The sequence below is a fragment of the Sphaerisporangium sp. NPDC051011 genome, assembly GCF_040653595.1.
Lineage (GTDB): Bacteria > Actinomycetota > Actinomycetes > Streptosporangiales > Streptosporangiaceae > Sphaerisporangium.
Genome location: NZ_JBFAGG010000009.1, coordinates 230,699 through 243,508, shown reverse-complemented (window position 1 = coordinate 243,508; position 12,810 = coordinate 230,699). Strand labels below are relative to the sequence as shown.

Below are 12,810 nucleotides of genomic sequence, written 5' to 3'. Positions count from 1 at the left end.
ACGGACTGGCCGGGCTCAGTGCTCCTCGGCCTGCGGCGGCAGCGCCGCCACGATGGGGTGATCCTTGTTGATCTTGCCGACCTTGGACGCGCCGCCGGGCGAGCCCAGGTCCTCGAAGAACTCGACGTTCGCCTTGTAGAAATCCTTCCACTGGTCGGGCGTGTCGTCCTCATAGAAAATCGCCTCGACCGGGCAGACCGGCTCGCACGCGCCGCAGTCCACACACTCGTCTGGGTGAATGTAGAGCATGCGGTTGCCCTCGTAGATGCAATCGACGGGGCACTCTTCTATGCACGCCTTGTCCAGGACATCCACGCAAGGCTGCGCGATGACGTAGGTCACCTCGGACTCCTTCTTCTCCGCGCCTTCGCACGACTCGACCGCGGGTTGCAGAACCTAGTATTGCCGTGTCCGGCACTTGGCTGGAACGGGAGGGGGGCAAACCGCGTGACGTCCGGTTTCGGCGGCAGGCTGGTCATCTCGATATCTCCCTCGGACGTCGGTCACAGGATCACCGTCCGCCGCCGCGATCCCGAAGGGTTCCGCGACACCGTAGGGGTGCTCGAATCCTGGGCCGAGGGGGTGCTCCGGGTGCGCAAACGGGACGGCACGCTGGTCGAGATCCCCGAGCGCCTGGTCGTCGCCGCCAAGGTCGTACCGGCCGGCCCGCCCGGCACGAGCGGACCCAAGCGGGCATAGGCCGATATAAGGCGATATAGGCCGACATTAGCGGGCGCAGGCGGACGGACACGGCGGAACGCGGCGCGAACCGGAGGAGGCCGTAACACCCGTCCCGCCCAAAGCACCCCCAATGCCGGGCCAAACACCGCGTGCCTCCTCGACGCGAGCCGATCTCACACCGAGTATGCGATTCGTGACTCCACGTCGTACCGCCGCCATAGCGCTCCTCGCCACCGCCGTCGCCGGGTGCTCCTCGGCGACCACCACCGAGAAGAAGCTCCCCCCGGTCAACCCCCGGGCCGCGAGCCTGGCCGAGGGCTTCGGCACCCTGGACAGGCTCGTCGAGGCGGCGCGCAAGGAGGGTGCGCTCACCCTCGTCGGCGTCCCGCGCGAGTGGGTCGACTACGGCGCGATCATGGACCGCTTCTCCGGCGAGTACGGGGTGCGCGTCACCGTCGTGGAGCCCGGCGCGAGCAGCCAGCGCGAGATCGACGTCGCCAAGGCCGCGCCCGCCGGGCAGGCTCCGGACGTGTTCGACCTCGGCATGGACGTCGCCATCGCCAACGCCCAGCGGTTCGCCCCGTACAAGGTGGCCGCCTGGCAGGACATCCCCGACACCGTCAAGGACCTCAAGGGCCACTGGTACGCGGGGTACGGCGGCTACATGTCGATCGGGTACGACCCGCGCAAGGTCCCGGCCCCGAAGAGCTTCGCCGACCTGCTCAAGCCCGGGTACGCCGTGGCGCTTCCCGGCGACCCGCTGCGGACGGCGGCGGCGTTCAACGGCGTCATGGCCGCCTCGCTCCAGGGAGGCAGGCCGGAGGCCAGGCGGGGGCTGGAGTTCTTCGGCAAGCTGAAGCAGGGCGGCGGCTTCCGCCTGCCGTCCCAGGCCAACACGCTCGTCGACTGGGACTACGTGAACGCGGCCAAGGCGGCGGAGACCGCGGGCGACGACAAACCGGCCTGGAAGGTCGTCATCCCCTCCGGGGCGGTGCTCGCGTCCTACTACGTCCAGGCGATCAACAAGAAGGCGCCGCACCCGGCCGCCGCGCGGCTCTGGCAGGAGTTCCTCTACACCGACGAGGTCCAGAACATGTTCCTCAAGGGCTTCGCCCGCCCGGCGCGCATGGAGGCGCTGGAGATGAAGGGCACGCTGGACCGGAAGGCCGCCGCCCGGCTGCCCGCGGTGCCCGGCGCCCCGGTCGTGCTCTCCGTCCCGCAGACGGACGAGGCCAAGACCTTCCTGAAGGAGAACTGGGCCAAGACCATGAAGTGAGCGGCCCGCCCATCGCCGTCGCAGGGCCTGTACGTGAGGGAGTGCGGGGAAGCTTCCGGACGGATGTGTCCCCAGCACAACAAGGCTCTAAAGTGTCTTTACTCACGACACGGAAAGCGATGGCGGAGAATGCGAGCTGATCGGCCTTGCGATACGACACACCGAGCTTGATGCGGTGGAACGCTCGCGCCTATGACAGCTCCTTCGGCTACGTCTCGGCGCACGGCGCGCCACTGATCGAACTCCTGGACCCCCAGCCCGGTGAGAACATTCTCGACCTCGGGTGCGGCACCGGGGTGCTCACCGCCGACATCGCCGCCCGCGGCACCCGCGTCCTCGGCATGGACGGCTCCTCCTCGATGATCGAGGTCGCCACCCTCCAGCACCCGGGCGTCGACTTCGTGGTCGGGGACGGCGCGAACTTCCGCGTCGGCGAGGCGTACGACGCGGTGTTCTCCAACGCCGCCCTGCACTGGATGGGCCGCGACCCGGACGCGGTGATCCGCTGCGTCCGGATGGCGCTCACGCCGGGCGGCCGGTTCGTCGCCGAGATGGGCGGCGCCGGGAACTGCGCGGCGCTGACCTCGGCGATGCTCACCGCCTGGCGGGAGTACGGGCTGCCCGAGCCGGACCTGCCCTGGTACTTCCCCACCCCCGCCGAGTACGCCGTCCGCCTGGAGCAGGGCGGGTTCACCGTGCGGCTGCTGGAGTACTTCGACCGGCCCACCCCACTCGACGAGTGCCCGGGCGGCGCCGCCGACTGGGTGCGCATGTTCGCCGGCTCGCTGCTGGACGGAGTGCCGCCCGCGACGGTCGAACCCTTGCTGAGAAGGGTGAACGAGCTGGCCGCGCCCGCGCTGCGCCGCGAATCGGGCTGGATGGCGGACTATGTGAGGCTGCGATTCGCCGCCGTAAGAGCCTAACCGCCGTCCAAGCCCGAGCGATTTGCCAGACTATGGTCTCGTCAACGGAAGCACCGGAGAGGAAACGGGATGAACTTCGGTCTGAGTGATCTCGTGCCTCCGCTGCGCTGGAGCGACGCCGCGGGGTTCCCACGGCTTCGCGACCAGCCCGGCCTGCCGGACGCGTGGTGGCGCTCGGTCCCCATGAGCCGGGTGTTCGCCGTGCTCGGCCCCGAGGCGCTCGGCGACCTGCTCACCGAGCTGGCCCTGGAACACTGGCCGGCCGCGGCCGTCGGGGACGTCCTGCCCGCCCTGCACGTCATGGACCCCGACGAGGCGGACGACCCCCAGGTCTCGATCGCGCTCGACCGCGTCGGCTCCTGGTTCGGCCTGCTGGCGCTGACCGGCCGTGAGCTGGCCGACCAGCCGTTCATCCGGGCCCGCCCGGTGCTGACCGCCCTGTTCAGCGCGGTCTTCGCGCGGCTGACCTCGGCCGACCGCCCGGACGCCGTCACCGGCGACCAGACGCCGCCCCTTCCCCCGGCCGCCCAGGCCGCGAACGGGCACGCCCCGGCCCCCCAGGTCCAGCCTGCCCAGGTCCAGACCCCGCAGCCCGAGAGCGAGCCGGCGCGGCGCGCCGAGCCGGAGCCGCCCGCCGCCCCTCCCCTGCCCAAGCTTCCCAAGCGGCAGCCGGCCTCGACGAAGAGCAGCGACCCGCTCGGCCTCGCGGCGGCGCGCATGGCCGAGGCCGCGCTGGAGCAGCACGCGTCCAGGGACGCCGCCGGCGCGCGGGCGGGCGCCTCGATGTTCACCCCGCCACCGCGCACCGAGCGTCCGGCGCCTCCGCCGCCCATCGGCACGGGGTTCGGCGTGGAGCCCCCGCCGCCGATCCCCGTGCCCGGGTTCGAGCCCCCGCCGCCCCTGCCCACGTTCGAGCCGCCGCCCGCATTTGAGCCACCGCCCGCGTTCGAGCCACCGGCCGCGTTCGAGCCACCGGCCGCGTTCGAGCCACCGGCCGCGTTCGAGGCGCCGCCCGCGTACGGCCCAGACCCGCTCGGCGGGTTCGGCGGTGAGGAGCCCGCGTACGGCCCGGCGCCCAGCCCGGCGCCGCGCCCGTTCGTGCCCGAGCCCGAGCCGTTCGACCCGGACCCCTTCGGCCCGCGGCCCGCGCCGGGGACACAGCCGGCCCCTCAGGTCGCCGAGACCGCGGTGCCCGTCGAGCAGTCCGGCTCCGAGGCCGCGCCGGACTCGACGGACGCGGCGGACGCGGCGGACGAGGCGGAGAACGAGCCGACGCACTCCCAGGAGGCCGCCGAGGGCGCCGAGGCCGCGCCGGACGGCGAGGAGGCGGACGCGCCGCCGCAGGCCCGTACCGGCACGAGCACCGACGAGATCGCCGTCGGGGAGCCGGACATGATCTCGCTGATCGACTCGGTGTTCGCCGATCTGGACGACCAGACGTGGACGGTGGCGCAGATCCAGGTCTTCAGCGACGAGCCCGCGGCCCCCGAGGAGCTCGCGAAGCTGTTCGCCGTGGCGGCCGAGGACATCGTGGCGCGCGAGGAGGCCCTGCGGGAGCGGCTCGCCGCCTGGCTGGACAGCCCGGCCGCGGCCCCGTACACCCAGTACCTGGAGAAGCTGCCCGGCGCGCTCGGCCTCGCCGCCCCGAAGGCGCGCCTGGTGGGCGCCGCCCCGTGGCACACCAGGGAGCTGCGGTCGCTGGACATCCCGGCGTGGCAGTTCGTGCTGGCGACGCTGCCCGGCTACACCGTGCAGGAGGACTGGCTGGTCGCCGGGGATATCGCGGACCTGCGCGAACGCACGTGCTCGCTGATCTTGAACGCCGAGCGGCCGCCGACGGTGGCGCGGGCGCTGGAGCTGGTCTCGACGCTGGGCATCCACCCCGAGGTCGCGAAGGAGTGGCTGGAGGACGTCCCCCAGCTCCGCATCCAAAGCGCGAAAAAGCCGGATAAATCCGCTAATTCCGCTGGCGCGGAGCAGCCCCCCGCCGAAGCCGCCGCCCCCGAGCAGGAGGGCACGCCTCCCACCGGGCAGCTCAAGGACGTCTCGATGACCCGCAAGTGCTTCCGGCACCCGGACGGCCTGTGGTGGCTGCGCATCGACGTCGGCCCCGAGCAGATCAGCGGCGCCGAATGCCCGATCCCCAGCGGATTCGCCGCCTATCTGGGCATGTCGCCCGGCGACAGCCACACCGTCATGAGCGCCGCGGGCGAGATCACCCTGACCTGGCAGGCCCGCCCGGTCATCGACTCGCTCGCCCCGCTGCTCGGCGAGCTGGACGCCCAGCCCGGGTCCAGCCTGTTCGTCACGGTCGCCGAGGAGGACCAGGTCCTGCGGGCCGGGCTGGTCCCGCCGCCACCCGCCGACGCCGACAAGAACACGCAGGCCCTGCGACTCGCCGGGTACACCGTCAACGGCGCGCCCGAGACCCTGGAGGAGACGATCCGCGTCCTCGCCACCCGCATCGGCATGACCGGACCGGTGGGGCTGCCCGATCTGATGAACCGACTGCGCGAACGCGGGGACCGCGACCTGCTGTCCCTGATGGTCTGACGGGAACACCGGTGCCCCGGCTGGCGATCGCCCCCGACGTCCCCCGGGACCTCGACGCCCTGGACCGGTCCGCGCGCCGGGACTCCGTCGTCGCGCTGCGCCGGTTCCTGCTGAACACCGCCTCCGCGCCGCATCCGGAGCGCGTCCGCAACACCCGCGACGCGCGCGTGGCGACGCTGAGGCTGGCGGACCGGCTGCGCGGGGTGGTCGTGCGCCAGCGCGACGTGTACTGGCTGCTGACGGTGCTGCCCGACGCCGAGGCGTGGTCGTTCGCCCAGCGGCACCGCTTCGCCGTGAACACGGCCATCGGCGTGGCCGAGGTGTGGGACGCCGAGGCGCTGGACCGCGTGGAGCCGGCCCTGCGCCGCTCCGCCGGCTCGACCGAGCTGCGGCTGTTCGCGCACGTCTGCGACGGCGACCTGCTCGGGCTGGGCATCGACGCGCAGGTCATCCCGCTGGTCCGGCTGATCACGACGGACGCGAACCTGGAAGCCCTGGAACCCCTCCTGCCCGAGAGCCAGTACGCCCCGCTGCTCGCCCTCGGCTGCGGCGGCTCGGTCGCCGACGCCCGGCGGGCCCTCGACACGCGCGTCGCCGTGCCCGTGACCTCCGTCGACGTCACCGACCTGCCCGCCGCCCTGGAACGCACCCCCGACCGGGCCGTGTTCGTGCCCGACCCCGGGACACTCGACCGCATCCTCGCCACCCCGCACTGGGCGACGTTCCTGTACCCCACGCAGTACCGGCTCGCCCACCAGGAGCTCTACGAGGGCCCGGTGCTCGTCACGGGCGGCGCGGGGACCGGCAAGACGCTCATGGCCCTGCACCGCGCCAGGCACCTCGCCCGCGCCGGCGCCGGGCGCGTCCTGTTCCTCACCTTCTCCCAGAACGTCGCCGGGGACGCCTCCGCCAAGCTGGACGTGCTGGTGGACGACCCGGAGGTCCGCGCGCGCATCGAGGTCGGCAACGTCGACCGGCTGGCCCACCGCATCGTCGCCGAGGCCGAGGGCCGTCCCCCGCTGCTGGTCGGCGGGCCGGACCTGGCCGCGCTGTGGCAGGAGGCCGCGCGCATCACGGGCGACGAGCACAGCGCGGCGTTCCTGCTGCGCGAGTGGGAGCAGGTCATCCTGGCGCAGAACCTGTGCACCGTGCAGGAGTACCTGGAGGCGGCCCGCGACCGCCGCAGCGTCGAGTTGGACCACGAGCAGCGCACCGCCGTGTGGAAGGCCATCGAGCACGTCACCGAGCGCCTGCGTGCCTCTGGCAGGCGCACGCTGCTCCAGCTCGCCGCCGAGGCCTCCACGCTGCTCGGCAGGACCACCGGGGACCTCCTGGACGACCAGGGGCCCGCCCGCGAGCCGTACCGGCACATCGTGGTGGACGAGGCGCAGGACCTGCACCCGGCGCAGTGGCGGCTGCTGCGGGCCGCCGTACCGCCCGCGGCCAACGACCTGTTCATCGTCGGCGACCCCCACCAGCGCGTGTTCGACACCCGCGTGGCGCTCAGCACGCTGGGCATCAAGGCGGAGATCCACCACCTCACCATCTGCCACCGGCTGCCGCAGGAGATCCTGTCCTGGGGCATCCGGCTGCGCGGCGGGAACGCGGCGGACGGCCTGGTCGACGGGGTGGTGCACCTGTACGGCTTCCGCTCCACCCACCCCGGCGCGCGCCCGGCCGTGCGCGAGTACGCCTCGCACGAGGCCGAGCTGGCCGGGCTGGTCAACCATCTGCGCGAGTGGATCAACGACGGCGTCCCGACCGAGGAGATCGCCGTCGCGGCGCGCACGGGCGAAATCGTGCGGGGCGCCAAGGCGGCGCTCACCGAGGCCCGGCTGTCCGTGCGGGTGAGCACGATGCACGGGTTGAAGGGGCTGGAGTTCCGCCGGGTCGCGCTGGTCGGCGTCGCCGAAGGCGTGGTCCCGGCGCCCGAGACCCTGACCCCGGCGAGTGAGGACCCGACGGCCCGCGCCCACGACGTGCAGCGCGAACGCGGGCTGCTCTACATGGCCTGCATGCGGGCCACCGAGAGGCTGTACCTGTCCTATTCGGGCCGAGCAAGTCCCTTTCTGCCGCCATGACCCAATAACCTGAACCGCGGATAAGACTCCGTCTCGTCCCGCCCAAGCCCCGTTCCGGTTGGACCCCCATGAATTTGAGCCTTAGCGACATCGTGCCTCCCCTGCGCTGGACCGCACCTGGCCAGGTCGAGCCGATCGCGAGCGACCCCCGCCTACCGGAGGCGTGGTGGCAGGCGCTCCCGATCGACCGGGCCTGCCTGGTCATCGGAACCGCCCAGGTGGCGGCCCGGCTCGCCGACCTCGCCACGGCCTGCTGGGGACACCTGCCGCTCGGCGACATCCTCCCCCTCCTCCGCATGACCGACCCCGACAAGGGGCTGCGCGTCGCCGACGACCGCGAGCTGGCGCTCACCGTGTTCACCGGTGTTCTGGAGCGCCTGCTGGCCTCCGACAACGCCTCGGCCGCGCGCGACGCCGCCACCGCCGCCGCGCCCGCCAAGGGCGACCGGCCGATCCCCGAGCTGATCGACGAGATCTTCGCCGTCCTCGACGACCGGCAGCGCGCCATCGCCCGCGACCGCGTCTACGCCGAGCGCCGCGCCACGCTGGACGAGCTGGCGCAGCGCTTCTCGGTCACCCGCGAGCGCATCCGCCAGATCGAGCGCGACCTGCGCGACCACGTCCAGGCCCGCCTGTCCACGCCCGAGGCCACCCCGCTGGCCGCTCACCTCGCCTGGCTGCGCGGCCGCCTCGGCTCTGCCGTCCCCGCGGACGACCTCGCGGCGGCGGCGCCCTGGCACCGCACGGACCTGGCGACGCTCGGCGTGCCCGCCTGGCGGTTCATCCGCACCCTGCTCACCGGGTACGACCAGGTGGACGGCTGGCTGGTCGCCGGCGGCGCCGACGAGCTCAAGGAGAAGACGCGTCAGCTCTTCACCGGCGGCCCGGTGAAGCTGCCCGAGGCGGTGTCGATGGTCGCCCAGCTCGGCGTCCGCGAGGACGTCGCCGAGCGGTGGCTCGCCTCGGTCCCGCAGCTGCGCATCCTGGAGGGCCACGTCGTCCCCTGGCCGCGCAGCGTCAACGAGAAGGCCGAGGCCGTGCTGGCCGTCGCCGAGGCGCCGCTCAGCCCCGAGGAGATCCAGGCGCGCATCGGCGAGGACTACAGCCTGGTCGGCATCCGCAACCAGCTCACCGCCGACGACCGCTTCCTGCGCGTCGACAGGAACCGGTACGGGCTGTCGCGCTGGGGCGGCGAGGAGTACATCGGCATCCGCGAGATGATCGTCCGCGAGATCGAGCGCGCGGGCGGCGAGGCCTCGGTGAACAGCATCGTCGCCAACCTCACCGCGCGGTACGAGGTCAGCGAGAGCTCCGTGCGCGCCTACGCGGGCGGCCCGGGCTTCGAGCGCACCCAGCGGGGGTGGATCCGCGTCGCCGCCCCCGAGCAGGCCGAGCCCTACCACCCGCGCCGCGACGTGTCGATGACCCGCCGCTCGTTCCGCAGCAGAGACGGCCGCTGGTGGCACCGCGTGGACGTGAACGCCGAGCACCTGCGCGGCTCGGGCTCCCCGCTGCCGACCGGCTTCGCCGCCCACCTCGGCATGGCCCCCGGCGGCTCGCTCACCACCTCCACCCCGTCCGGCGACGTCGTGATCAGCTGGCACAACCAGCCCACGATGGGCTCCATCAGGGCCGTCCTCGCCGACTACAACGCCGGTGAGGGCGACTCGATCTTCCTCACCGTCTCCGACGGCGGCGAGCTGCTGACCCGCTACCTCCCCCAGGCCGCCCCCGGCCTCCCCCCGATCAACATGGCCCTGCACCTCATCGGCTACACCGCCCCCGTCGCCTCGGAGGCCGAAGCCCTCCGCCTGATCGGCGCCCGCATCGGCCTCCCTGACGGCGCCACCCGCGACGAAGTCCTCACCCGCCTCCGCGACAGAGGCGACCGAGACATCCTCGCCTTCCTCGACCCCGAGGCCCCGTAAAGGGGAGCAGGGTGTCCGCCCACCCTGCTCCCCACACGCGCCACCGGCTCAGTGCTCGCAAACGGGCATCTTCCCGGGAGTCCCGCATCGCCGCTGTGAGCAAGGCACGACGACCTTTACCACCCGGACCACCACGTCTGCGCGTTATGACCGGATCTGCATGGTGCCATCTTTCAGCCCACGGATGAAGGCATTCCACCGGCTCTTGGCAAACATGATCTTCGGCCCATCAGGATCCTTAGAGTCCCGAATAGCCACTCTTGTGTCGCAAAATGCCGCTTCTACGCACGCGCCGTTCTGCTGGCTGCGCGTGCTCTTGCGCCACACGACGGCAGGCAGGTCTCGCTCTGGCAATTCACACCTCCTCGTACCGATCATTCGAGGTCATGCATGGCCGCGTTGAGCATATCGCGCGCTTTCCGAACGTTGTGAGCTTCCGCCCTTAAGTGATCGAATGCCGTGACGTAGCGAGCGACCTCGCCCGACTCCTCCACATAGAGGTTTCCGGCGATCGTCTCCATGTAGACGATGTCGAGATCGGTGGGTTGCGGGAATCCCAGCAAGGAGAACGGACCGATCATGCCAGGATGGGCACCGAGGCTGAAGGGGATTACCTGAATGGTGGTTTTCGCCCGCTCGGATGCCTCCAACAAGCAGCGCAGCTGGGCGCGCAGGATGTCGGGTCCGCCGACCGGTCGCCGCAGCACAGCCTCGTCGAGGATCACCCAGAGCTGGGGCCCGTCGGGCTTCTCCAAGATCTTCTGTCGGGTCATCCGAACCTCGACTCGGCGTTCGATCTCTTCCTGTTCAAGCTCTTGCGGTCCGCTGGCCATCAGGGCCCGCGCGTACTCCTCCGTCTGCAGCAGACCGTTTACGGCCGCGAGTTCGAAACTGCGGATTGAGGCGGCTTCGGACTCCAGTCCGATATACACCTGGTACTGGCTGGGCAGGATGTCGCGATACGCATACCACCAGCCACGTTTGCGAGCGTTTCGCGCCAAGTCAATGAGACCATCGCGTTCTCCCTGATCGGTCAATCCATACAGGTCGAGCAGGGCACGAACATCGTTGGGATGTGGGCTGGTACGGCCGGTTTCGATGCGAAACACCTTGGTCGGGTGCCAGTCAAGGCGCTCCGCCACCTCGGCCTGGATCAACTGAGCGCCTTCTCGCAAGCGCTTCAACTCGCTGATCAGTTGACGCCCGCGAACGCTCGGGCTGTAGCCGGCAGTCAACGCCACCGTCCTCCTTCGGTCGGATGCAGGAAACCAATATGCAGACCTGCATCGTCGTGATATCTAATCAGCATTACTCTGTGCAGCGTAGCGGAAGCACATCGTGACGGTAGGGCTGATGGGGATACCCGGGAAGGCGGTGGCCGTGTGAGACGGACCGATCCAACTCAGCGTCCGCGAGGTCGGCATCGACACGGAAGGCCCGCCGAGGAGGTCACCGCTCGCAGATGGGACCCTGCCGCCAGGGCATCATCGGAGCAGCTTGATCAGATGGAGCCCGCGTGGATGGTGTGGTACGGCGTCGGTGCGCGGCGCTTCTACGCTGCGGCGACCTGGCCCGTCCCCGAGGCCCTGCTGCTCCATGCATCGACCGCATATGAACTACGCACGCTGATGCGCCAGGCGGAGGACGCCACCCTGCTTCCTACCCAGCATGCCGATCAGCCCATTCAGCCCCGTCGCGCACCGGGATGGACGCCACCCCCACGTCAAGGAGCCTCGATGATCGAGAAGCCAACTGGCCTGCGTACCGTCTGCTGGGATCTGCCCGACGACCTGGCAATGATCAGCGGCGCCCGTCACAAGGTCATGAAGACCCTCATCAGCTGGGGCATCCAGGACTTCGCAGACGATGTGGTTCTCGTCGTCGCCGAACTGCTGGCCAACGCCGTCACCTACGGAGAGCCGCCCATCAGACTCTCACTGTGGGCAGGAACCCAGGATCTATACGTCCGCGTGTCCGATCACGGTCCCCAGCAACCCCGCCGACTTGCCCTCGACGTCGAAGCAGTCCACGGCCGGGGCCTGGCCATCGTCGCCATCCTCGCCGAAGATCACGGCGTCACCAGACCGCCGGACGGACCCGGTAAGACGGTCTGGGCCCGCTGGCGATTCACCGCCCACAACGCGGAAGCCGCCCACCTTGCCACCGCAGAGTCGATTTCGCGACCGGATACGCCTGCGAGTCCGATCCTGTCGCGACCGGACGACACTGACGCGCCATAGCAGCACGCGCCGTGACCTCACTCCGTACAGGCCTCCTTCGGCAAAGGAACATCCTCGCCTTCCTCGACCCCGAGGCGCCGTGACCTGGTACTAGGCTCTAGTGCTGAGCGTGTGGGTCTTGGTCGGCGATAAATACGCGGATCCAATGAGGAAATAATCGTCACTATGCCGCAACCTCACAACGCCGTTGCCGTGCGCTGTGGGCCCGGCTCGGACAAAATCCGATAAAGGTGATGCCTGCTACACCGTCGTCTTCGGCTCAGGCCGCGCGGCAGCGTCTGGGTGAGCGGTTACGCCAGATGCGGGTAGCCGCGCGGATCTCCGGCGTGGAGTTCGCGCGGCGTGCCGGGTGGTCGTCGTCGGCGATGGTCACGATGGTGGAAAAGGGCCAGAAGCCGATCAATGGCGACCATGTCCGCTTATGGTGTGCGGTCTGCGGGGCGGAGCCCCAGGCGTTGGTGGAACTGCTGGCCGAGCAGGCGGCGGCGGCCAGTATGTGGGCGACCCATGCGGAGCTGAACCGGGGTGGGTTGAAGGTTCGGCAAGAGCGGGTTCGGGACGAGTACTGGAAACTGCGGCTGCATCGGGTCTATCAGACGCGGGTTCCGCCGGGGTTGCTGCAGACGCGCGGCATGATGACCTACCTGCTGACCCGGGTCCGCTTGGAGCAACACGTTCCGGTCGATGACGTGGCCGAGGCGGTCGAGGCGCGGCTCGCACGGCAGGAATGCCTGCATCGGCCGGATGCGCGGTGGGTGTTCCTGCTGGAGGAGGACGTCCTGTGGTATCGATTGGCGCCAGTGGAGGTGCACGCCGAGCAGCTGCGGCAGCTGTTGGAGATGATGCCGTGGCCGACGGTGTCGTTGGGGATCATTCCGCGCGTGGCGGAGCGGCTGGGGGCGGTGGCCGGGGAGTCGTTCTCGATGAACGACACGGATTTGGTGTCGGTGGAGTTGATCAGTGGGTATCTGAATCTGACGATGCCCGAGGACGTTCGGCTGTATGTGGAGGCGTGGCAGCGGTTCGCGCGGATCGCGGTGCATGGGGAGCGGGCACGGGGGTTGATCGTGGCGGCGTTGGAGGCTCTTGACCGTCCGGCGGCGGGAGGGCGATTCTCGTGACAAGCAG

At 70.6% G+C, this 12,810-nt stretch carries 11 protein-coding genes; 8 read left to right on the top strand and 3 right to left on the bottom strand.

What is annotated here, in order from left to right; all coding sequences use genetic code 11:
• Positions 1-15: 15 nt before the first annotated feature.
• The gene (fdxA, locus tag AB0H21_RS22405) at positions 16-342 is read right to left on the bottom strand and encodes a ferredoxin (protein ID WP_114028798.1); all 327 of its coding nucleotides are present in this window, start codon (positions 340-342) and stop codon (positions 16-18) included.
• A 105-nt stretch (positions 343-447) separates the two neighbouring features.
• Between fdxA and AB0H21_RS22400 the strand changes: the two genes are divergently transcribed.
• From AB0H21_RS22400 to AB0H21_RS22375, 6 genes are all read left to right on the top strand, one after another.
• A complete protein-coding gene (locus tag AB0H21_RS22400; protein WP_358519524.1) occupies positions 448-699 on the top strand; it encodes a hypothetical protein in 252 nt (83 codons plus the stop codon).
• A gap of 175 nt (positions 700-874) precedes the next feature.
• The gene (locus AB0H21_RS22395; RefSeq protein WP_358519522.1) at positions 875-1,957 is read left to right on the top strand and encodes an extracellular solute-binding protein; all 1,083 of its coding nucleotides are present in this window, start codon (positions 875-877) and stop codon (positions 1,955-1,957) included.
• A 170-nt stretch (positions 1,958-2,127) separates the two neighbouring features.
• Entirely contained in the window at positions 2,128-2,880 is a 753-nt protein-coding gene (locus tag AB0H21_RS22390) for a class I SAM-dependent methyltransferase (RefSeq protein WP_358519519.1), read from the top strand.
• Between the two features lie 69 nt (positions 2,881-2,949).
• Positions 2,950-5,433 (top strand): hypothetical protein, encoded by a 2,484-nt coding sequence (locus AB0H21_RS22385; RefSeq protein ID WP_358519517.1) that lies wholly within the window; start codon positions 2,950-2,952, stop codon positions 5,431-5,433.
• Positions 5,434-5,444: 11 nt separating this feature from the next.
• Entirely contained in the window at positions 5,445-7,514 is a 2,070-nt protein-coding gene (locus tag AB0H21_RS22380) for a UvrD-helicase domain-containing protein (RefSeq protein WP_358519514.1), read from the top strand.
• A 68-nt stretch (positions 7,515-7,582) separates the two neighbouring features.
• Positions 7,583-9,442 (top strand): sigma factor-like helix-turn-helix DNA-binding protein, encoded by a 1,860-nt coding sequence (locus tag AB0H21_RS22375; RefSeq protein ID WP_358519512.1) that lies wholly within the window; start codon positions 7,583-7,585, stop codon positions 9,440-9,442.
• A gap of 144 nt (positions 9,443-9,586) precedes the next feature.
• On the opposite strand, the gene AB0H21_RS22370 is transcribed toward AB0H21_RS22375, so the two are convergent.
• Both AB0H21_RS22370 and AB0H21_RS22365 read right to left on the bottom strand, forming a co-directional pair.
• Positions 9,587-9,820 (bottom strand): DUF397 domain-containing protein, encoded by a 234-nt coding sequence (locus AB0H21_RS22370; RefSeq protein ID WP_358519510.1) that lies wholly within the window; start codon positions 9,818-9,820, stop codon positions 9,587-9,589.
• Entirely contained in the window at positions 9,817-10,683 is an 867-nt protein-coding gene (locus AB0H21_RS22365; RefSeq protein ID WP_358519507.1) for a helix-turn-helix transcriptional regulator, read from the bottom strand. The genes AB0H21_RS22370 and AB0H21_RS22365 overlap by 4 nt, the downstream gene beginning before the upstream one ends.
• A 495-nt stretch (positions 10,684-11,178) precedes the next feature.
• Between AB0H21_RS22365 and AB0H21_RS22360 the strand changes: the two genes are divergently transcribed.
• Entirely contained in the window at positions 11,179-11,682 is a 504-nt protein-coding gene (locus AB0H21_RS22360) for an ATP-binding protein (protein WP_358519505.1), read from the top strand.
• Positions 11,683-11,915: 233 nt separating this feature from the next.
• The gene (locus AB0H21_RS22355) at positions 11,916-12,803 is read left to right on the top strand and encodes a helix-turn-helix transcriptional regulator (protein WP_358519502.1); all 888 of its coding nucleotides are present in this window, start codon (positions 11,916-11,918) and stop codon (positions 12,801-12,803) included.
• The last annotated feature ends 7 nt before the right edge of the window (positions 12,804-12,810 follow it).

Excerpts from the sequence above, each read along its gene's own strand:
- AB0H21_RS22385 (WP_358519517.1), top strand. The coding sequence starts at position 2,950 with ATGAACTTCGGTCTGAGTGATCTCGTGCCTCCGCTGCGCTGGAGCGAC.
- AB0H21_RS22355 (WP_358519502.1), top strand. The coding sequence starts at position 11,916 with ATGCCTGCTACACCGTCGTCTTCGGCTCAGGCCGCGCGGCAGCGTCTG.
- AB0H21_RS22360 (WP_358519505.1), top strand. The coding sequence starts at position 11,179 with ATGATCGAGAAGCCAACTGGCCTGCGTACCGTCTGCTGGGATCTGCCC.
- AB0H21_RS22390 (WP_358519519.1), top strand. The coding sequence starts at position 2,128 with ATGCGGTGGAACGCTCGCGCCTATGACAGCTCCTTCGGCTACGTCTCG.
- AB0H21_RS22375 (WP_358519512.1), top strand. The coding sequence starts at position 7,583 with ATGAATTTGAGCCTTAGCGACATCGTGCCTCCCCTGCGCTGGACCGCA.
- AB0H21_RS22370 (WP_358519510.1), bottom strand. The coding sequence starts at position 9,820 with ATGATCGGTACGAGGAGGTGTGAATTGCCAGAGCGAGACCTGCCTGCC.